The sequence below is a fragment of the Roseburia sp. AM59-24XD genome (assembly GCF_003478445.1).
In the GTDB taxonomy this organism is placed as follows: domain Bacteria; phylum Bacillota; class Clostridia; order Lachnospirales; family Lachnospiraceae; genus Jutongia.
Map to the genome: position 1 here is coordinate 16158 of NZ_QUET01000005.1, position 18795 is coordinate 34952.

Here is an 18795-nt window from a genome sequence, read left to right on the forward strand (position 1 = left end):
AGGCTGCATATGTTAGATCTAACAGAAGCGCAAAAGAAAATCTTTTGCAGCGGTACATATTTTCATGGCTATCAAATGCACTTCCCAGATCTGGGTCTGACGATCGGCAACGATACAATTCATTCTGAAGCGGTTACGATCAAGGAAAGCATCTGCGATGAAGAGGAGCTTGTACTTGGAGGCTGCATAGCATCCTCATGCGAGTTTGAGGTGTCGGAGATCTTGCAGAACGAGCTGAACGGGCAGGGATTTATCGCCATTCAGGAGACAGTGGATGAAGATGGCGATACAGCGATACAGCTGCCGATGGGATATTATCAGGTTGATTCTGCGGAACTGGTGGATGACAAGGATTACAAGAAGGTCGTGGCGTATGACGCTTTATATGGAGCATCCGTGGATGTCTCTGAGTGGTATAACGCTCTTTTTCCGGCAGAGGAGAAGAGTGTCACAAAGCTGCAGGACGGCAAAGAAGTCACCGTGAAGGTTGTGGAATACGGGACGGTGAAGCTTAAGGCGATGAGAGAATCGCTGTTGCAGCATTTAGGGATCCCTTTTCGACCGCAGAGTCTGATCAATGATGACATGGACGTGGAGAAAACTATTGCTCCGACGGCGGGAAGTCTGACAGGAACCACGGCACTCAAGGCAATCTGCACGGTGAATGCCGGCTTTGGACGAATGGATCGGAGTGGAAGTTTCGAGGTGATATATCTGCCGGATATGCATTCTATTGGTTTGTATCCACACATTGGCTTATATCCGCATGTGGGTCTATATCCGACAAGTTCCGGCGGCGCACAGGATATGACAAAGTTGTCCGGCGCATCTGATACCGAAGCAGAATACAGGAGTATCCGATGCGAGGAATACACCACGGACAAGATCACCTGTCTTAATATCCAGACGGATGAGGAGGACGTTGGCGTGACGGTCGGGACGGATCTGAGCAATCCATATCTTATCACCGGAAACTTCCTGCTGTACGGGAAATCGGTGGACGAACTTAAGGTGATCGGTGGTAATATCCTCTCCAAGTTGAAAGGTATCTATTACCGCCCGGTGTCCGAGCTGAAGCTGAATGCTCTGCCATATCTGGAGACCGGCGACATGATCGTGGCGGAGAAAGAAGCGGAGAAGGTTTATTCGTATATATTCTCCCGTACGATCTCCGGCATACAAGCACAGATTGATACATACGAGGCGAAGGGAACCCAGAAACGACAGAATGAAGTTACGCAGGAAAGTGAACTGATGCAGCTCAAAGGCAGGACGCTGAAGATCCGAAAGAGCATTGATGAAGTTGCAATTGAGATGGCAAATGTGGAAAAGCAGACATCTACCAGATTTGAACAGACGGATGAAGCAATCCGTCTGGAAGCAAAACGTGCCACAGGTGCGGAGAAAGAGCTGCAGTCCTCTATCGAGCTGCAGGCAGACAGCGTTGTCCTGAAGGTGGACTCTGACGGCAGACTGGTAGAGGTTGCTCTGGGTGTTGATCCGGATACGGCAAAGACTTACTTTAAAGCAGGGGCGGATAACATTGATCTTGAAGCGGAGGATGTATTCAATATCATTTCCGGCAATGCGCTGAATCTTTCCGGAAAAAAGATCACGATAGTCAGTGATAAATTCAATGTTACAGAAAATGGTACCGTTCAAGCTGAATCAATTGATATTTCTGGGGGACGGATTCATTTGGAGACAGTGAACAGTCCTGACAGTTTATTGAAACTGTCAAACTATAAGCCCAAGGTAATAGCGAATGGGGAAGAACTGGAAGTAAAATACATAGGAAATGGAAAACCAAAGGATGAGCTTACCATACCGGACGGTACCGTAGAGATAAAGGGACCGGCAATCGGGGATCTGTATTATGACTTGGATACAGATACGGTATATCGCTTTTATTATGGCAATGGAGCTCATTGGATGGAGTATGACTATGAGGAAAATCTGGATCAAAGACCTACATGTGATTATAATTCAACAGCAATGAATACGGAGGAAGGAGTGTCATCAGAATGTTATACGACCGTAACTCTTGATGTTGAAGATGGCAAAGGCGGTTATGTAAAACAACAGTTTAAGGATAGCAGCAAAACGATACACAATCCTTACGGTATTCATCTTGAAAAAACATCACATACAACAAGGATGGGAACTGCAGAAGAGGAGACGATCGCGGCAAATATAACACTGGACGAAGAGTACGATGGCGAATTAAAAAAACAGCCGGTAATAAAATCGAGCGCACCATTTAAAGTACAAGAAGTGACAATTGATGGAAGTGATGAAAATATTTTAAGAACATCTAGTATTGTATCATGCACAGGCATGAGAATTAACGGAATGCAATACATGGCAGGGACTAAAGTTTTCACAGCTGATGCAATAACGGTATATACAGTAATAGATGTTGAAAATATTAACGGTATGATGCCTTTTGCGGCTGTAAATGCTGATTGGGATGCATGTCCATTTACGATAAATGTGGTTTCCTTATCGTTAAAAGGAACATCCGGAACTCCGCAATTAGTTATATCACATTCAAAAATAGAAAAAGGGCAAAGTTACAGGATAAATTACGGATATTGGGCGAATGTCTAGAAAGAGAGGCAACTATGGCGAGTTATTTAATACCGGAACCGACAATCAGTCTTGGGATAAAAACAAGTTTCGGATACGGAAAAGGTACAAAACTGATACAGCAAAATGCTGCTCAATATGCATTTAAGCCGAATGATAGCACAGAAGAGTGGTGGGCTATTGGAATGATGGCTAATAATGGAAGCTATTGGCATCCTCTGATCGTTTCAAATGTGAGAGAATATGCATTTTCATATTCTGACAAATATTACGGAACAGATCCATTATCTTCAAAGTTTGCAGAGGTAGAGTATATGGGCATCACATATTATGCTACGTTTGGTGCTTATGGATCTACAGGTGGGGATCCTTCTAGTGCGATACCTGTATACAGCGAGGTAAGAACAGATGACATACCAACACTGGTAAAAACTCTGATTCGATTATATGTTTCTGATGGAGGTACTTTACCGGGACAGGAAGCGGTATTTGAATCGGTAGAGTATGAACCGATCGGCTGGAAGAACGATGGACCACCGGACATATCGGCGGAGAACCTGAAAAAGATGGACGAGACAATCGGAAAACTGTGCACCAATCTGAATGTTGCACATGAGGAGCTTGAAGCAGATATTCAGGAATTGGCAGAAACGATAGGGGCAATTACGACAACACAGTTTTAGAAAGGAGGAATTTGAGTGAGCATATTGGATGATCTGCAATCTGTTGCGGATGCGATTCGTAGCAAAACCGGAAAAACAGACAAAATGATGTTGGCGGAAATGCCGGGTGAGATTGAAAATATTTCTGGAAGTGGTGGGGACAGCTATCCACATCCACCTTTATCTATCTATGTGTATCCGGTGATTGTGGTTGAAGCACAAAGGATAGTAAGAACATATCCGACTTATCAAGCAGAAGTATATTTAACAGATTAAAAAGGAGGTAATACAATGATAACTAAAATGGGGAAAAAAGCGTGGGATTTTATAACGCAAGGAAAGCTCGTTGACGAGTGGTTCGATACGGATACTGTCACGATAAACGGAGTTGTCGTGAACCGCGGCAACTATGGAAGCAGCACGGCATATAACAATGAAAAAGGCAATCCACTTCGTTTCAAAATTTGTGAGAGACAAACGACTATGTCTCCATTACAGTCCGATGCCAACGGAGATTTAATATATCGTTATATGTTTCCATATCGAAAATCTATGCTTACATTGAGCGTCACGGATTACAGAGATAATAGCATTATTTGTAATCCGTTTATATACGGATATTCTAATTCAGATGCCACTGCGCAATTAGTATTTTTCGGAGCATCTGATGATCCAGAAAACGAAGATGATTACTGGTTAAAAGGATGGTTAAAAGGAGTTTGGTGTAACGGATCAACTGAGCATACAGTCAAAAAAGATGGTGTCCGTGTTCAGGAGTTAAGAGTGTACAACAGCAAGGACGAAGAAGTTATAATTAAGGAAATGTGCGCATGTGTTGGCTATCTTTATATAACGGATAGAACTAAAGGACCAGACAACGTCTCGGATAGTACAAACATGACAGAAGCAGCGGCAAGATTCATCATGATTGACCGTACCGTATTAGATACGCCACTTGTAATTCCGGCAAAATCGTTGGGATCTTTGATACTAAAATAAGAATAAATTGATAACCCAAGGAGCGTCAGCTCCTTATTTTAATGCCTAAAAGGCGGAAAGGAAGGTACATTATGGACAAATTACAAATCTATGCAGCTCAACTTGGGCTGTCAACAATTACGGCGGCAATTGCATCAAAGTGTGGATTGCTTGGATGGATGCTGGTGGCGGTAGCTGCAGCAATGATCATTGATTTTCTCGCCGGTATGGCTGCCAGTGCCAAGGAAGCAGTGGAGCATCCGGACGATGATAAGTACGGCTGGAGCAGCAGAAAGGGAATGATCGGTATTTTCAAAAAGTTCGGTTACATATTGGTGATCGTGGCATCGATGATCGTGGATTTCCTGATCTATAAGTTGTCAGGGGTATTATCGGTTACGCTGCCGATGACGATGTTCTTCTCCACGCTTGTGACGGCGTGGTTCATTCTGAATGAATGCTTATCGATCACGGAGAATGCCGGGAGAATGGGAGTGAAGGTGCCTGCATTTCTGACAAAAGTGATTGCTGTCCTGAAGGGAACAGTGGAACATGAAGGGAATATATTGAAGGAAGATACAGAAATGGAGGAAACAGACTATGAAGAAAGAACATGACGTTAGAATTGACAGAACGAAGCTGCACCCGTGGCTTGATCAGAAGCTGACTGTTTTGCTGAAAAAGTGCGAAAAGCAGGGAATTTATCTCATTATTACGGAAGGATTCCGGAGCAAAGAGTATCAGGATTCGCTCTATGCTCAGGGCAGAACGAAACCGGGTAAGATTGTGACAAATGCAAAGGGAAGTACATGGTCCAGCCAGCATATGTGGGGCATTGCATTTGATATTGCAATCAATGACAGCAAGCTCCTGTATGATGCAGCCACGATTCGCAAAGTGGCAGTGATTGCCAAGGGCATCGGTCTTGGCTGGGGCGGTGATTGGAAATCAATCGTAGATACGCCTCATTTTTATCTGTCAGAGTGGGGAAGCACGACAACCCGTCTGAAAGCTCTTTACGGTACTCCGGATAAGTTCAAGAGAACATGGAAAAAGACGGTGAAACGTGAGAAAGGAGCTCTTTTATGGAAAGCTTCTTCGAAAAAGACAGGATCGCACTGCAGGATCCCAAAGGGAGCTGCCGTTGAAGTTCTGTATTCGAAAGCATGGTACACGAAAGTGAGATACAAAAACAAAGTGGGATATGTGAATAAGAAGTTTGTGGCATAACCACAGCGAATGTGATAGAATAGCCTTGTTGTCATTCCCAATCCGGCAACGGAAAGGGGGTGTGAAAGTGTTAGAAAACATCATTTCTTTTTTTATTGCTGTTATGGCTGGTGTAGTTTGCCACTACATCATCAAATGGTTAGATAGCGATAAATAATGACAACTAGCCTCGGTGTGGTTTCGCCGTAATGAAACAAGAAAGCCCCGCAGACTGCCATCTGCGGGGCTTTCGTTGGTGCTTCCGTGATAGAAACATCATTTCTTTTGCCTAATGGCATTATAGCATATGCCAAAATCAGATGCAATATGCAAATAACAAAATTTGAATATTGGTTTGATCTCGATTTTCCTAAACTATTCTAATTATTTTATACTATACTAATCTATATCCTCTACTATACTAATCTATATCCTCTACTATACTAATCTATATCCTCTACTATACTAACCTAATCTACTTATGCAACCAAGCGGTAACCAGTTGGTAACCAATGCTGTCAATTATGCCAGATTAGAGTTTCTTGCATATTGCCAGTTTGGGCTCAAAATATATGGTGTATTGCTGGTAAGATGTGCAGATTCCATATTTCTGTCGGTAACATTCCAAGGCGTCCTGTAAAAATGCTTCGGTCACGCCGAGGTGGTCAGCCATTTCGTGAGTGTTTTGACATCGTGCCTCAAAACAGTGAACTAAGCCGGAGAGACCAATCTGCTTGTTGTATGCCCAAAGTCTGGCGGTTCGCTCCTGCTTTCGGTTGGAAACATCTGTCTGATCCAGAATATCCCCGACCGTTGTATGATAGTGTCCAAGTTCCTCGGCAAGAACACAGGCTTTTTGTCGCAGGGATATATCTTTTTTTATAGCAATTCGATTTCCTCTTATACGTCCATTGCTGCCCTGGAGGTCTTTTTCTTTGATAATCAGTTCGGTTGCATCGTATTCTTTCAATAGTGCTTCATATTCCAAATATTATCACCTATTTCCATTCATCATCATTATCCATTATGTCATCATCGTGTTTGTTTTGTTCTGGAGTAGCGTTGTCTATGGAGTTTGCTGCCTTTGTTGTAATATATGGCTTGGATTTATCATTATCCACAATGTTGATAACATTATTTTTTGAGCATTCAACCGAGCGTTCCCACTCTTTTTGCAGTGTAAAATCAACCATTTCTCTGCCGTGAGCGTCCAATTCACGGTAGTTGTGTATCATAATTCTTTCGGATGCACTGAGTGCAACATCTTTTAAATCATTCATTTCATCTTGAAAAAGATAATTGGCATCGCAATCCAAAGCATCAAATAATTTATACATTAAGTCCAATTTTGGGGAACTTACACCATTTTCATAGTTGGCTATTGCAGAGGATGTAACGCCGATAAGCTCAGCTAGCTTATTTCGGGATATATTCTTCATTTGGCGGGCTTCTCTTATTCTACTTCCAATACTCATGTAAATCACCTCCTATGCGCATTATACAATAAAATTTGTGGAATTAAAAGAAAAATTACAAAAAACTTGTAAAAAAGTCTTGACATTACAAGAAAAATACAATATTATCTTAATTGTTACAAGAAACTTGTAAATGAAAGGAGGAAAATACAGTATGGAGTACGAAAAGGTTATTGAAGCTGTAAAAAAAGTCATACACGACAAGGGAATGAAGCAGTGTGTTGTTGCTGAAAGAGCTGGATTTAGTGAATCAGAGTTTAGCAATATGCTGAACGGAAGAAAATTGCTCCGTATAGAGCATATTCCGAGAATTGCTAATGCCCTTGGAATTGAACCTAACGATCTGTTTGAAAAAGCAGAAAGCCCCACCAAATAGGCAGGGCAGTTACTGATGTAACTTTTTGAGTTGAGTTATTCGTGAGTTTCTGGGGCATTTTTATAAATTGGACAATCATTACTTCTATTGCAAGGGTTACATTGTGCTGTGTAATTGCAATAGGCTTGTCCTTTGATAAATTGTTTCCCATCAAATGTTGATGCATCTATGTAAGATACATCAATGGAATAATTTTTCCCCTGTGTAGGGCAATATCCAGATACTCTCATGATAAAACTCCCTTCGTAAAAGAAATTAAAAGTTACATAACAATCATAGAAAGAAAAGTATTAAAGGTCAATAGTTTTCTTTTGAAAATTAAAAAGAAAGGAGAGCACTAATGAATGATTTAGAAACTGCGACTATAACGTCTTTGGAAGTTGCGGAAATGACTGGAAAAACTCACTATAACTTGCTGAGAAGTATCGCATCTTACGAAAAGCATTTTACTGAACTCAATTTTGAGTTGAGTTCATATTTTCAACCCTCGACATATGTAGATGCAAGTGGTAAGGAGAACAAAAGTTACAACATTACCAAGAAAGGTTGCGAGTTCATTGCCCATAAAATGACAGGAATTAAGGGGACGGAATTTACCGTAAAGTATATTGAGCGTTTCCACGAAATGGAGCAGGCAATCAGCCGGCAGAAAGTGGTAGAGCAGAAGCAGGAGAAAAGAGAACTGCCACAGTGGACGCCGGAAGAAATTGTTGATTGGAAGCTGAATGATCTGCATAAAAGATTGCAGAAAATTGAAAGGCAGGAAGAGGAAAAGCCAAAGATTGGACGCTTACAACGCTTAGTTCCCAAAAAGAAAACCTGGTACGATCGCAACAAATCAAGAATATGGTGCATCACACGCAGCAGGGATATGGAGCTGAAAGAACTGTATCATATCATTCTGGAGGAATGCGGTAGATATTACAATGTGGATGGTGCAGTAGACGAATATCGCAGAGAAAACGGAAGAACGATGGTATATCCTATGGATCTTGTTGAAGAGTACAAGGAATTGCAGGATATCGCGGATCAGGTATTGGATTACTTTGAGAGGTGAAATTGATTGAAAAGATCAAACAGTAGGGTTTCTGATACATGGAAACAATTCACGGTTAAGGCAATACATGACGGAAAAGAAGTTGTAGCATCTGGATTTGCATCTTGGAAATATGATGCAATCGGACTATTTTTATCTGAAAATCCTGATATATGCTTTAAAGAGATTATTGAAATAAAAGAGGAAGTTAAAAACAAATAAAATCCAACAACGATTGCGACCATTACGCCAAATGCAAGGAATGCGATAACGGGTTATAGGGTTCGCATGATTCCGGTATATGAGAAAGCAGGTGACAAATGATCAAATTAGCAAATAGAGTAAAACCCTTTTTTCATAAGCACTTTGTGAAACATGAAGTCCATTGGGTTCAGAGTATATTGATCATTCCTTTAACCCATGATGGGAAAATGGTTTTACACATTGAGAGAACAAGTAAAGACGGAATTATTGACAAAAGGAATTACCAAATCGAGCATCTGCTTGATGAAAACTTGCAGGTTACGGAGCAGACACTCGAAATGGAAAAGCAATGGTTAAAGAAAACTACTAAAATTTAGCCCAATATGGATTTCCGCATACAGGACATACAGGAAGTTTTCCTCGTTTGTCTAAAGTGATGATTGCCTTATCATCTTCATTATCTTTGTGCGGACAATTCATACAAGCATATTTGCCAGGTTCAACAGTTTGTCCAGCAGTTGGACAGCCAATATCTGGATAAATACTCACAATAGCACCCCCTATCATTTTTGATATGGAGATTATAACACAGAAAGAAGTGATTTGATTCAGTGAATGAAGTAAAGATTTTTGAAAATTCAGAGTTTGGAGCAATCCGAACGATAACGGTTAATGATGAGCCTATGTTTTGTCTGGCTGATGTCTGCAAAGCACTAGAAATTACGCATGTCACAGATGTAAAGAAAAGACTGAAAAAAGATGGGGTCGGTACTGCCGAGGTCATTGACAGCATTGGAAGAACCCAAAGAGCGACTTTTGTCAATGAGGGCAATCTTTACAAGACAATTTTTCAGAGTAGAAAAGAGAGCGCAGAAAAATTTACTGATTGGGTGACATCAGAAGTGCTTCCATCAATCCGCAAGAACGGTGGCTACATAGCAGGGCAGGAGAATATGTCAGACGATGAACTGATGGCGAAGGCTCTTATGGTGGCACAGAATAAAATTGCTGAGCGGGATAAGCAGATTGAACGCATGAAGCCAAAAGAAATTTTTGCTGATGCGGTATCAGCCAGTCACACATCTATTCTTGTCGGAGACATGGCAAAGTTGTTGAAACAGAATGGCGTTGATATTGGTCAGAAGCGATTATTCGAGTGGTTGCGTGAAAATGGTTATCTGATCAAGCGAAAAGGCTCTGACTGGAACATGCCGACGCAGAAGTCAATGGAAATGGGACTTTTCGATATTAAGGAGAGTACCGTCAACAACCCGGATGGATCTGTTCGCATCAACCGCACTACAAAGGTGACTGGTAAGGGGCAGCAGTATTTTATCAACAAATTTTTAAGATGATTACAAAGCAGAAAGGAGACATAGCGTGATGAAGTTATTTAGTAAGGAAGAGAAAGAGGTACAGGCAGTAAAGAAAGCGACAGTGGAGGTGGATGCAGAGTATTATACTCATTTGCTGTGTAAAGAGTATCTGATTGAAGCAATCGCAAAGGTTGTGGCAGATGGAAACAATGAGTATGGCAAGGTGGACAAGATTGCGGCCATTCTGCAGATTCAGCTTCCGCCTAAAAAATAGGCCCATAGGTATTGCAGTACCCATGAGCCAAAAACAAAGGACATAAAAGTCCATCACATACAAGTGCATTGTAGCACGGAAAAGGAGAGATTGCAAAGTGAAAATAACATTGAAGAAGTTACACATGGAAAACTTCAAGAAAGTAAAGGACCAGACGATAGAGTTTGGTCATATAACAAAGATCAGTGGGCAGAATGCGGTTGGAAAAACCACAGTGGAAGATGCATTTATGTGGTGTCTGTTTAACAAAAACAGTTTAGGTGATACCAAGTTCCAGGTGCGCCCCTTGGATGCTTTCGGAAATCCTATTGATCATGTAGAAATTAAAGTTGTCACAACACTGGATGTTGATGGCAGAGAGTATGAATTAACCAAGGTGCAGAAACAGAATTGGGTGAAAAAGAGAGGAGCTTTGGAGGCAACACTGCAGGGGAATGACAACCTTTATGAGATTGATGGTGTACCCAAGAAAGAAAAGGACTATAAGGCATTTGTGGCAGAGATCATTGATGAAGATCTTTTTCAACTGCTGACGAATCCACAGGCTTTTGTAAATAAGAAGTGGAAAGAACAGCGTGAAGATCTGATGAAAATGATACCGGGTGTAGATAACGATACAGTGATCGCATCCAACCCCGATGTGTTGTCGGAGCTGAATCTGGCTTTATCCATACATACTCCGGAAGATCTGCAAGCTAAGGTTAAAAAGGCGTTATCTGAGTACAAGAAAAAGCAGACGGAGATTCCGGCAAGAATTGACGAGGTTAGAAAGTCAATGACGGATATTGATATAGCCGAATTGGAACTGCAGAAAAATGATCTTAGAGAAAAAATAATTGCTGCAGAAAAGGCAGAAGATGATATGGCAGAACAGTACGAGGTGTTCCAGAAGCAGACGGACCATGTTATGGATCTGAAATTTAAGTTGACAGATATTGAGCGAAATGCCAATGAGGAAAATGTAAAAGAGAAGAATCGACTCAACGGCTTGCAGATGAAATTGGAATCCGAAATAGAAAAAAGTAATGCTCATTTGAAAATTTTGTATGGAAATAAGAAGGTAATTGCCGGGACCATATCTGCTTATGAGAAAAAGAGAATGGAAACATTGGATGAATGGAAGAAAATCAATGCTGAAAATTATGCAGATGATTTGGAATATGATGAAAATGATGATTTTTGTCCGGTGTGCCATCAGAAATTGCCAGATGATCAGATTGCTAATAAGCATCAGATGTTTGAGATTGCCAAGACGGAAAGAAAGAATAAATGGCAGGAAGATCATGATTGCCGATTAGAGAAAACTGTGAAAGAGGGGAAGCATTATCAGTCTCTGATTACGAGCATGAAAGAAAAGCAGGAGAGCAATGTATGGGAGATTTCGGAAGAGGAGAAGAATCTGCGGAGCAGAAAAGAAGAATTGGAAAATGTTCAAAAGGACATTGCACGACTTCCGGATCATGTGGATCTTTCTGATAATGAGGAATATCAGCAGTTGGTTTCAGAGATTGCGGAAAAAGAAAAAGTATTGCAGCAGATGAATAGTGGTACCGCAATGAGACAGCAGCTGAAGATTAAAAAGAATGGATTGAAAGATGAGCTTGCCATTGTGGAAAAACAGATTATCGCAGCTGACAATAGCGATAAAGAAGAACGCATAGGACAACTGGAAGCAGAAATGCGCGAAATTGCTCAAAATGTGGCGAATGAGGAGAAGTCGCTTTACCTGTTGGAACAGTTTATGAAAGCTAAAATGATGATCCTTTCAAAAATGGTCAATGAAAAATTTGGCATTGTGCATTGGAAGTTGTTTGATAAGCAGGTCAATGGTGCCGTGGTAGAGTGTTGCGAGTGTATGGTAAATGGGGTTCCATACTCTTCGTTGAATACTGGACATCGTATTGTAGCCGGATTGGATATTATAAAAGCATTATCTGCTATGCATGATGTGACTGCACCTGTTTTTATTGACAATGCAGAAGCTGTGAATGAATACAACATTCCGGCAATGAAAGGACAGCTTATATTGCTGCAGGTGACGGATGACAAGGAATTAAAAGTAGAGAGAGAGGAAATGTAAGATGGTTAAAGTGAAAGTTGAGGTAAATGGAGAAGAGAAACAGGTCATTACAGGCGACATGGTTAATGCTGTAGTTTTGGATGAAAATGGCTGCAAAATTGCGCTGGTAAGTGATCCGTCAGAGCAGGGAATTGCAACTGGCAGATTTGTTAAATCTCTGGTGCTTTTGGTGCAGAATGCAATTAAAGCGTTTGCGCATGGTAATTCAATCAGGCAGTCTATACTTAATATGTGTTTTGCATTAGAAATGGAACAGGCTGCTTGCGGAGGGAAAAACACGGAGAAAAGGAGGGACGATGATAAATCTGTAGAACGGGAGCTTGATGATTTGCTGAATAAAATTTTAGGAGAGGGGATTGATGAGTGATGGCGGCAGAGATTGTGGAAAAGAAAGAAACAAAGGTAGCAGTAAAGCATGACACAGAACTCAGCAAAGGAATTTGGGGCAGTTCTGATAACTGGTTGATGGCTGGTCAGATGGCAAAAGCACTTTCTTGCAGTACGATCGTACCCAAGGACTATCAGGGAAACGAAGCAAACGCACTTGTTGCCATTGATATTGCCAATAGATTGCAGACCAGTCCCTTGATGGTCATGCAGAATTTATATGTGATTCAGGGCAGACCGAGCTGGTCAGCGCAGTTCCTTATCGCATCAGTGAATGGAAGCGGCAAGTATGACATGGAATTACAGTATGACGAAAAGAATGATAAAGCCGGAAAGCAGTATTCTTGTCAGTGCTGGACAATGAAAGATGGAAGAAAAGTAACTGGTCCCGTAATTGATATGGAAATGGCAAAGGCAGAAGGATGGACTACAAAGAGCATGAGCAAATGGAAGACAATGCCGCAGATTATGCTTCGATACAGAGCAGCTTCTTTCTTCGCTCGTATGAATTGCCCGGAACTTACGCTTGGCTTCTATACGCAGGAAGAAGTTATTGATGGAGATTTCAAGGAATATCCAATGGAAGAAATGCGGCAGAGCGTGGAGGATGAAATCAAAGCAAATGCCAATACAGAGGATTTCGTGGAAGAAGTACCAGAACAGGAAAAAGCGACTTCTGCAACTGATATTGTGGAGGAAGAGGTCCCGGAATTTATGAAAGGCTAGGCTATTTGTATGAAATTGAAGTGTTTGGGCAGCGGTAGCAGTGGAAACTGTTATTTGCTTATTGCCGGCAACGGAGAAACGTTGATCATAGATCCGGGGCTGCAGATCAAGGAAATTAAGAAAGCCTTGAACTGGAATATTTCGTGTGTGGTGGGTGCTGTATGCACTCATCATCATGCGGATCATGCGAAGTCTGTTAAGGACCTTGAGCAAATGGGAATTTCAGTATTTAAGCCATATGAGAGTCCCCAACCTATGAGTATTGAAGATACGGGCTGGACCATACAAGGTTTTGAATTAACTGATAAGACCGGAAAATTCATGCATACGAACGCAGATGGATCGGAGTGTCCCTGCTATGGATTTTTGATTTCATATCCGGAGATGGGACGGCTGTTGTATATCACAGACACGGAGCTGGTCAAGTGGCGATTCAAAAATGTCAATCAGATTTTAGTGGAAGCAAATTACTCAAAAGAAATTATACAACAGGAAAATCCAAATTATGAGCATGTATGTCGGGGACATATGGAGTTGGGGACAACATTGGAATTTCTAAAAGCCAACAAAGGTCCAGATCTTCGGAATGTAGTACTGTTGCATCTGAGCGATGATAATTCCGATGCAGAGTTGTTTGCCGCCAGAGCAAAGGAAGTTGTAGGAATGGCAGATGTTTATGTCGCTGATAAGGAAATGGAGATTGAACTGAATAAGGAGCCGTTTTAGGAAAGGAAAAAGTATATGAACAAAGTAATTTTAATGGGCAGACTGACAAGAGACCCTGAGATCAGATATGCCAACAATGAGAATAACACCTGCATTGCTAACTATACATTGGCAGTTGACCGCAGATTTAAGCGTCAGGGAGATGAGCAGACCGCAGATTTTATTCGTTGTGTTGCAATGGGCAGAGGTGGAGAGTTTGCAGAGAAGTACCTGCATCAGGGAATAAAGCTTGTTGTCACAGGTCGCATTCAGACAGGGAGTTACACGAATAAAGATGGTCAGCGTATCTATACAACAGATGTTGTCGTAGAGGAGCAGGAATTTGCCGAGAGTAAGGCAGCAGCACAGAATGGTAATGGTGGACAGAGTGCTCCGCCGGTGCAGTCTGGAGCAGCGGATAATTCCAATGATGGATTTATGAATATCCCGAATGGAATTGAAGAGGAGCTGCCGTTTAATTAGCAGGCGACCGGAATGTCAGAAAACTAAGATAATGAATCAAAGCGCTTTGAATATAGTTACTGTCAATATAGCAAAAGAAAGGAAAAAATATGGAAATCAGTTTACAGGAATTAGCTGGTGGTGCTTTACAGGAGAAAGTAAATCAGGCTTTTGAAAAGGTTATGCAGAATATGCAGGATCCGAATACACCGTGGAAAAACAAAAGAAAAATCACCGTTGGAATTACATTTGTACAGAATGAAGATCGTACGGATTGTGCCTGTGATATTTCGGTGGATACAAAACTTGCAGCGGTTAAGCCGGTAAGCACTAAATTTTGTACGCAAAAGGATCTTTCAACAGGAGAAATCTTTGCACAGGAATATGGTCCCGGAATTAAAGGTCAGATGTCTTTTGACGATGTGGTTCAGAACACTACAGAGGTTAATGGGAACATTGTGGACACGAAAACAGGAGAAATTAAAGAGAGCAGTGTCGTAGATTTTAGAACTGTAAAACAGGCATAAGGAGGATATTAAGATGGAAAAAGAAGCATTAGAGTATGCTGTAGGGTTGGCAGAACCGCATATTGAGAAAATAGGTGGCGAAATGTATTCAGATAAGCCATTGAAAAGAATTGTACATAATCCAAAAGCAGGATGCATCACTATGACTACACTTCGCAGTCTTGTAGATTATATTAAATCTGGAGCGGATGAAATGGAAGAAAAGATGATTGTCCATGTGGTAAGTCCGACACAGGTAAAATTGTATTCTAATTTGGATTTCGACAGAGTTCGTGAATACATGGTAGAGGTCAATGCAGAACTTCCTGAATTTTCGTTCAATCGTTTCATAAATCATGAAAACTTTATTATAAATATGCAGTCAAAATTTATTGCAAATAATGATCGAGAGTTGCTGTTAAAGTTTGCCGGCACAGTAGAGAGTGGAACGATTGCAGATTACGGAGATGACGGTGTATCACAGAAAGCAACAGTAAGAACAGGGGTTGCGTCAAAGGCAGATGCTGTTGTTCCGAGTCCGGTCCGTTTGAAACCATATCGCACATTTACCGAAGTGGATCAGCCGGAAAGTAATTTTGTATTCCGTATGAAAGAAGATAAATACGAGGGAGTACAGTGTGCTTTATTTGAGGCTGACGGAGGAGCATGGAAGTTACATGCTATGGAATCTATTCAGGAGTATCTTGAAGAACAGCTTGAAGGTGTTGAAGGATTTACGATTATTTCATAGGCATATGATGTTCACAGAAGAAGGGGCAGGCAAAAGCCTGCTCCGATATGATGAAAGGAGCAGAAATGGTCATATTGGAAGACATGGGGCAAAAGGAAGAAAAACATCTCATTAAAAATAGATGGTTTTATGAAAATGGCATTGAAGTGATCCGGGCTCCGCTGCCGGTGGGAGATTATATTATTGCAGATGAAAAGGTAATGGATGTACTGGAAAGGAAAGGGCGGCGTGGGATGCATCCGAAAAAGATGGATTTTCTTGGTACATATAATGTCAGCGTGGACACAAAAGAGAGTATTGGTGAGATCATTAATAATATTTGCGGAAAATCGCATGATCGTTTTCGGGATGAATGTATTCTGGCTCAAAACAACGGTGTGCGGTTGTACATTCTGGTGGAGAATGAGGATGGGGTAACCTGTATCGATGATTTATATCAGTGGCAGAATCCGAGGCTGCATCGCTATAACAAGATTAGGTATATGCACAATCTTGGAAAATGGCAGCACATAGCATTGCCTAAACGACCACCAACAAAAGGTGAAACGCTTGCAAAAGCGATGGTTACGATGGAGAAAGAATATGGAGTACGCTTCCTTTTTTGTCACCCGGTCCAAGCAGGTGCAAAGGTGGTTGGATTGTTGGAGGGTGGTTGTGATGATGACAGAAGAGCAAAAGTTGCTGGTTGAAAATAACCATAATCTGATTTATTTTATGATCCACAAAATGAATGAATCAGTAGAAGAGTATTATGATCTGGCCGCGATCGCACTTTGCAAGGCGGCTATAAATTATCAACCAGATAACGGATCTTTCGCAAATTATGCCTGCAGATGCATCAGAAACGAAATTCTATTGGACCATAGGGCAAGAATGATGCCCAAGCGTTGGATGAATGAATATTTGATCAGTTATGATGCACCGGCTCTTGTCCAAAATGAAGATGGGGAAGAAATCACTCTTCTTGAGCAGCTTAAGTCTTTTGAATCTGTGGAAAATGAAGCGTTAAGCAGAATTATGTATCTGGAAGTTGTAGAACGGTTAGGAAAAACAGATAGTAAGGTGTTGCAATTTTTCGAAAGAGGTCTAAAACAACAGGAAATTGCAGAAATAATGGGAGTTACCCAGTCGAATATTTCCAGAGTGAAAAGACGGGTAGAGAAACTGTTATGTTGTTGATGGGAGGAGAAAATGAGTGACAGACGTGCGGCGGTGCGCCGGGAGAGAAAAGAACGATTGAAAGCGGGAAAAAGAAAAGCACCAGATGCGGAAATAATAAGGGTAGCAGAACAGGGAAAGCTTGATGGTAGAATAATAGCTTTCTGTGTGATCGCTAATCTTTTATATGATCTGCATGGATTCCGCAGGAAACGGATTGAGATCTTCTTGAAGAAATGTAATAAAGAGGCAACGCGATTTGATCAGGAGGGACTGCAGTTTGTCTTAAAATCTTATGCAGATAAATTGATTGCAAAGATTAACAATGCGGATGTTCTGCAGAAACCTAAAAGCATAGAGGAGCAGATCTATCTTAATACGCGGGATGATCTTTATGTATCATCTATTGCATTGATGCTGGCGGTATTAAATGATGATTATGGTATGGCGTCTAATATGAAGAATACCGGCAGATTAGATACGATCATGGAGTATTGCACGAATGAGTATGTAAAACTGCAGTTAGATCCGGGAAAATATACACCGGAGTGGTATGTAGAACAAACACGGGAAAAGACAGGATTGAGTTTATAAAAGCGGAAAGGAGTCGGAACTCTGGCCAGAGTGAAGATGCATCGGTTCCTTTTGAACAATGGAAGATAGAAATTTAGAAGAATACAGAAAACGAAAGAAAGAAGCAAAGCAGAGGTTCACAGCACAGCAGAATCTCCCTACGAGGTGAAAGTGAAAAGGGCTGCGTTACGAGTGCGTGAGTTTATTACGGAGATGGATAAAAGATATTGCAACGCTCATGTGAGTGTGGGCGGTCTGGATAGCATCACATTGCTTCTTTTTATCCGAAAGCTGGGATATGACATACCAGCGATATCGGTATCAGGCGTAGAAGATAAGAGCATCCAAACTATTCATAAGCAGTTAGGTGTGACACGGCTTAAATCCTACAAGTCGAAAGTGGAAGTGTTAAATACTATCGGCTTCCCAGTTATCTCAAAAAGAATAGCCGGTAAAATTGATCTGCTCCAGCATCCGACAGAAAACAATAAAACTGTGCGCCATGCGATCATAACAGGCGAGTGTGGAGCGCAGGGACATTTTGCAACAAACAGTCGTATGCAGTTGCCACAAAAGTGGCTAAGGCTATTCGCTGGGATGGCAAATGAAGAATATGGCACACATTATCAGACAGCTCCGTTTCAGGTGAGTAATAAATGTTGTTATTACCTGAAGGAAAAGCCGTGTGATGATTGGGCGAAAGAACATAACAGCTGGCCGTTTCTTGGGATGATGGCAAGCGAGGGAGGTCAGAGGGAAGAGGCTCTTGTGGAGCATGGGTGTAATTACTACGGTAAAACAACTATGAGGTCCGCACCGTTTGCACCATTTTTGAGACAGGACATTTTACAACTGGCGTTAGATCTGGAAGTGCCGGTGCCGGAAATTTATGGAGAAATAAAGAGAAAACCGGATGGGACTCTTTATACAACAAAAGCCCAGCGGACCGGATGCAGTATGTGCGGTTTTGGGATACATCTGGAGGAGAGACCGCATCGTTTTGACAGACTCCGGGAAAGAAACGAGCAGGAATGGCACTTTTGGATGTATGAATGCTGTACAGATCCGGAGACGGAAGAAAAATACGGCTGGGGAAGAGTACTGGACTGGATCGGGGTAGGCTGGGAAGATGTACCGGCGCAGCAGATCAGTATGTTTGACTATATGGAGGGCGAGAGATGATAAACGGAGAATTGATCGTGGACAACTTTGCCGGCGGAGGTGGTACGCTCCAATCTTCCAGGGCTGTGTGTAGCGGAAAGGATGCCAAATCTTACAAGGGACAGGATAGAAACAGATGTAGATGGACAGTTAGCATTTGCGTAACA

At 41.6% G+C, this 18795-nt stretch carries 27 protein-coding genes; 23 read left to right on the forward strand and 4 right to left on the reverse strand.

Annotated features, from left to right (window positions below; all coding sequences use genetic code 11):
• Window positions 1-9: 9 nt before the first annotated feature.
• The 6 genes from DXA20_RS03100 to DXA20_RS03125 all read left to right on the forward strand — a co-directional run bounded on the left by DXA20_RS03100 (window position 10) and on the right by DXA20_RS03125 (window position 5459).
• Window positions 10-2610 (forward strand): hypothetical protein, encoded by a 2601-nt coding sequence (locus DXA20_RS03100; protein ID WP_118559264.1) that lies wholly within the window; start codon window positions 10-12, stop codon window positions 2608-2610.
• A 14-nt stretch (window positions 2611-2624) separates the two neighbouring features.
• A complete protein-coding gene (locus tag DXA20_RS03105) occupies window positions 2625-3272 on the forward strand; it encodes a hypothetical protein (RefSeq protein ID WP_118559265.1) in 648 nt (215 codons plus the stop codon).
• A 15-nt stretch (window positions 3273-3287) separates the two neighbouring features.
• The gene (locus DXA20_RS03110) at window positions 3288-3527 is read left to right on the forward strand and encodes a hypothetical protein (protein ID WP_118559266.1); all 240 of its coding nucleotides are present in this window, start codon (window positions 3288-3290) and stop codon (window positions 3525-3527) included.
• 15 nt (window positions 3528-3542) lie between these two features.
• Window positions 3543-4250 (forward strand): hypothetical protein, encoded by a 708-nt coding sequence (locus DXA20_RS03115; protein WP_118559267.1) that lies wholly within the window; start codon window positions 3543-3545, stop codon window positions 4248-4250.
• 71 nt (window positions 4251-4321) lie between these two features.
• Window positions 4322-4846 (forward strand): phage holin family protein, encoded by a 525-nt coding sequence (locus DXA20_RS03120; RefSeq protein ID WP_118559268.1) that lies wholly within the window; start codon window positions 4322-4324, stop codon window positions 4844-4846.
• On the forward strand, window positions 4830-5459 hold the full coding sequence (locus tag DXA20_RS03125) for a M15 family metallopeptidase (protein ID WP_118559269.1): 630 nt from the start codon (window positions 4830-4832) through the stop codon (window positions 5457-5459). The genes DXA20_RS03120 and DXA20_RS03125 overlap by 17 nt, the downstream gene beginning before the upstream one ends.
• A gap of 511 nt (window positions 5460-5970) precedes the next feature.
• Here DXA20_RS03125 and DXA20_RS03130 read toward each other — a convergent pair.
• A complete protein-coding gene (locus DXA20_RS03130; protein WP_118559270.1) occupies window positions 5971-6426 on the reverse strand; it encodes an ImmA/IrrE family metallo-endopeptidase in 456 nt (151 codons plus the stop codon).
• Window positions 6427-6436: 10 nt separating this feature from the next.
• Window positions 6437-6913: a helix-turn-helix domain-containing protein gene (locus DXA20_RS03135; protein WP_118559271.1), complete on the reverse strand. Its 477-nt coding sequence runs from the start codon at window positions 6911-6913 to the stop codon at window positions 6437-6439.
• A gap of 154 nt (window positions 6914-7067) precedes the next feature.
• Here DXA20_RS03135 and DXA20_RS03140 point away from each other — a divergent pair, with 154 nt between their 5' ends.
• The gene (locus DXA20_RS03140) at window positions 7068-7289 is read left to right on the forward strand and encodes a helix-turn-helix domain-containing protein (RefSeq protein ID WP_158577109.1); all 222 of its coding nucleotides are present in this window, start codon (window positions 7068-7070) and stop codon (window positions 7287-7289) included.
• A 35-nt stretch (window positions 7290-7324) separates the two neighbouring features.
• On the opposite strand, the gene DXA20_RS15990 is transcribed toward DXA20_RS03140, so the two are convergent.
• Window positions 7325-7519: a hypothetical protein gene (locus DXA20_RS15990; protein ID WP_147403681.1), complete on the reverse strand. Its 195-nt coding sequence runs from the start codon at window positions 7517-7519 to the stop codon at window positions 7325-7327.
• A 110-nt stretch (window positions 7520-7629) separates the two neighbouring features.
• Between DXA20_RS15990 and DXA20_RS03145 the strand changes: the two genes are divergently transcribed.
• From DXA20_RS03145 to DXA20_RS03155, 3 genes are all read left to right on the forward strand, one after another.
• Entirely contained in the window at window positions 7630-8346 is a 717-nt protein-coding gene (locus DXA20_RS03145) for a Rha family transcriptional regulator (RefSeq protein ID WP_118559273.1), read from the forward strand.
• Window positions 8347-8352: 6 nt separating this feature from the next.
• Window positions 8353-8547, forward strand: a complete 195-nt coding sequence (locus DXA20_RS03150; protein ID WP_118559274.1) for a hypothetical protein — start codon at window positions 8353-8355, stop codon at window positions 8545-8547.
• Window positions 8548-8645: 98 nt separating this feature from the next.
• A complete protein-coding gene (locus tag DXA20_RS03155) occupies window positions 8646-8906 on the forward strand; it encodes a hypothetical protein (protein ID WP_118559275.1) in 261 nt (86 codons plus the stop codon).
• Here DXA20_RS03155 and DXA20_RS15995 read toward each other — a convergent pair.
• On the reverse strand, window positions 8896-9078 hold the full coding sequence (locus tag DXA20_RS15995) for a hypothetical protein (RefSeq protein WP_147403682.1): 183 nt from the start codon (window positions 9076-9078) through the stop codon (window positions 8896-8898). The genes DXA20_RS03155 and DXA20_RS15995 overlap by 11 nt on opposite strands.
• 62 nt (window positions 9079-9140) lie before the next feature.
• Here DXA20_RS15995 and DXA20_RS03160 point away from each other — a divergent pair, with 62 nt between their 5' ends.
• The 13 genes from DXA20_RS03160 to DXA20_RS03220 all read left to right on the forward strand — a co-directional run bounded on the left by DXA20_RS03160 (window position 9141) and on the right by DXA20_RS03220 (window position 18649).
• On the forward strand, window positions 9141-9884 hold the full coding sequence (locus tag DXA20_RS03160) for a phage antirepressor (protein ID WP_199877042.1): 744 nt from the start codon (window positions 9141-9143) through the stop codon (window positions 9882-9884).
• A gap of 28 nt (window positions 9885-9912) precedes the next feature.
• On the forward strand, window positions 9913-10119 hold the full coding sequence (locus DXA20_RS03165) for a hypothetical protein (RefSeq protein WP_118559276.1): 207 nt from the start codon (window positions 9913-9915) through the stop codon (window positions 10117-10119).
• Between the two features lie 97 nt (window positions 10120-10216).
• Window positions 10217-12199 carry an AAA family ATPase gene (locus DXA20_RS03170; protein WP_118559277.1) on the forward strand — a complete coding sequence of 661 codons (1983 nt, stop codon included), beginning with the start codon at window positions 10217-10219 and terminating at the stop codon, window positions 12197-12199.
• 1 nt (window position 12200) lies between these two features.
• Window positions 12201-12566: a hypothetical protein gene (locus tag DXA20_RS03175; RefSeq protein WP_118559278.1), complete on the forward strand. Its 366-nt coding sequence runs from the start codon at window positions 12201-12203 to the stop codon at window positions 12564-12566.
• Complete coding sequence (locus tag DXA20_RS03180) at window positions 12566-13312, forward strand: hypothetical protein (RefSeq protein WP_118559279.1); 747 nt, start codon at window positions 12566-12568, stop codon at window positions 13310-13312. Before DXA20_RS03175 ends, DXA20_RS03180 begins: the two co-directional genes overlap by 1 nt.
• A gap of 9 nt (window positions 13313-13321) precedes the next feature.
• Window positions 13322-14038 (forward strand): MBL fold metallo-hydrolase, encoded by a 717-nt coding sequence (locus DXA20_RS03185; RefSeq protein WP_118559280.1) that lies wholly within the window; start codon window positions 13322-13324, stop codon window positions 14036-14038.
• Between the two features lie 15 nt (window positions 14039-14053).
• On the forward strand, window positions 14054-14500 hold the full coding sequence (locus DXA20_RS03190) for a single-stranded DNA-binding protein (RefSeq protein ID WP_118559281.1): 447 nt from the start codon (window positions 14054-14056) through the stop codon (window positions 14498-14500).
• An 89-nt stretch (window positions 14501-14589) separates the two neighbouring features.
• A complete protein-coding gene (locus tag DXA20_RS03195; protein WP_118559282.1) occupies window positions 14590-15006 on the forward strand; it encodes a hypothetical protein in 417 nt (138 codons plus the stop codon).
• 13 nt (window positions 15007-15019) lie between these two features.
• Window positions 15020-15736: a hypothetical protein gene (locus DXA20_RS03200; RefSeq protein ID WP_243100516.1), complete on the forward strand. Its 717-nt coding sequence runs from the start codon at window positions 15020-15022 to the stop codon at window positions 15734-15736.
• Between the two features lie 65 nt (window positions 15737-15801).
• On the forward strand, window positions 15802-16425 hold the full coding sequence (locus DXA20_RS03205) for an ERCC4 domain-containing protein (protein WP_118559356.1): 624 nt from the start codon (window positions 15802-15804) through the stop codon (window positions 16423-16425).
• Window positions 16394-16915 carry a sigma-70 family RNA polymerase sigma factor gene (locus DXA20_RS03210; RefSeq protein WP_158577111.1) on the forward strand — a complete coding sequence of 174 codons (522 nt, stop codon included), beginning with the start codon at window positions 16394-16396 and terminating at the stop codon, window positions 16913-16915. Before DXA20_RS03205 ends, DXA20_RS03210 begins: the two co-directional genes overlap by 32 nt.
• A 12-nt stretch (window positions 16916-16927) precedes the next feature.
• Window positions 16928-17488, forward strand: coding sequence for a hypothetical protein (locus DXA20_RS03215; protein WP_118559285.1), 561 nt, complete (start codon window positions 16928-16930; stop codon window positions 17486-17488).
• Between the two features lie 171 nt (window positions 17489-17659).
• Window positions 17660-18649: a hypothetical protein gene (locus DXA20_RS03220; protein ID WP_243100517.1), complete on the forward strand. Its 990-nt coding sequence runs from the start codon at window positions 17660-17662 to the stop codon at window positions 18647-18649.
• Window positions 18650-18795 lie beyond the last annotated feature (146 nt).

What these genes read in the sequence shown, in the direction of transcription:
- DXA20_RS03205 (WP_118559356.1), top strand. Translation starts at nt 15,802, where the DNA reads ATGGTCATATTGGAAGACATGGGGCAAAAGGAAGAAAAACATCTCATT.
- DXA20_RS03105 (WP_118559265.1), top strand. Translation starts at nt 2,625, where the DNA reads ATGGCGAGTTATTTAATACCGGAACCGACAATCAGTCTTGGGATAAAA.
- DXA20_RS03190 (WP_118559281.1), top strand. Translation starts at nt 14,054, where the DNA reads ATGAACAAAGTAATTTTAATGGGCAGACTGACAAGAGACCCTGAGATC.
- DXA20_RS03120 (WP_118559268.1), top strand. Translation starts at nt 4,322, where the DNA reads ATGGACAAATTACAAATCTATGCAGCTCAACTTGGGCTGTCAACAATT.
- DXA20_RS03215 (WP_118559285.1), top strand. Translation starts at nt 16,928, where the DNA reads ATGAGTGACAGACGTGCGGCGGTGCGCCGGGAGAGAAAAGAACGATTG.
- DXA20_RS03115 (WP_118559267.1), top strand. Translation starts at nt 3,543, where the DNA reads ATGATAACTAAAATGGGGAAAAAAGCGTGGGATTTTATAACGCAAGGA.
- DXA20_RS03100 (WP_118559264.1), top strand. Translation starts at nt 10, where the DNA reads ATGTTAGATCTAACAGAAGCGCAAAAGAAAATCTTTTGCAGCGGTACA.
- DXA20_RS03135 (WP_118559271.1), bottom strand. Translation starts at nt 6,913, where the DNA reads ATGAGTATTGGAAGTAGAATAAGAGAAGCCCGCCAAATGAAGAATATA.
- DXA20_RS03155 (WP_118559275.1), top strand. Translation starts at nt 8,646, where the DNA reads ATGATCAAATTAGCAAATAGAGTAAAACCCTTTTTTCATAAGCACTTT.
- DXA20_RS03125 (WP_118559269.1), top strand. Translation starts at nt 4,830, where the DNA reads ATGAAGAAAGAACATGACGTTAGAATTGACAGAACGAAGCTGCACCCG.
- DXA20_RS03140 (WP_158577109.1), top strand. Translation starts at nt 7,068, where the DNA reads ATGGAGTACGAAAAGGTTATTGAAGCTGTAAAAAAAGTCATACACGAC.
- DXA20_RS03200 (WP_243100516.1), top strand. Translation starts at nt 15,020, where the DNA reads ATGGAAAAAGAAGCATTAGAGTATGCTGTAGGGTTGGCAGAACCGCAT.
- DXA20_RS03175 (WP_118559278.1), top strand. Translation starts at nt 12,201, where the DNA reads ATGGTTAAAGTGAAAGTTGAGGTAAATGGAGAAGAGAAACAGGTCATT.
- DXA20_RS15990 (WP_147403681.1), bottom strand. Translation starts at nt 7,519, where the DNA reads ATGAGAGTATCTGGATATTGCCCTACACAGGGGAAAAATTATTCCATT.
- DXA20_RS03180 (WP_118559279.1), top strand. Translation starts at nt 12,566, where the DNA reads ATGGCGGCAGAGATTGTGGAAAAGAAAGAAACAAAGGTAGCAGTAAAG.
- DXA20_RS03210 (WP_158577111.1), top strand. Translation starts at nt 16,394, where the DNA reads ATGATGACAGAAGAGCAAAAGTTGCTGGTTGAAAATAACCATAATCTG.
- DXA20_RS03145 (WP_118559273.1), top strand. Translation starts at nt 7,630, where the DNA reads ATGAATGATTTAGAAACTGCGACTATAACGTCTTTGGAAGTTGCGGAA.
- DXA20_RS03185 (WP_118559280.1), top strand. Translation starts at nt 13,322, where the DNA reads ATGAAATTGAAGTGTTTGGGCAGCGGTAGCAGTGGAAACTGTTATTTG.
- DXA20_RS03195 (WP_118559282.1), top strand. Translation starts at nt 14,590, where the DNA reads ATGGAAATCAGTTTACAGGAATTAGCTGGTGGTGCTTTACAGGAGAAA.
- DXA20_RS03165 (WP_118559276.1), top strand. Translation starts at nt 9,913, where the DNA reads ATGAAGTTATTTAGTAAGGAAGAGAAAGAGGTACAGGCAGTAAAGAAA.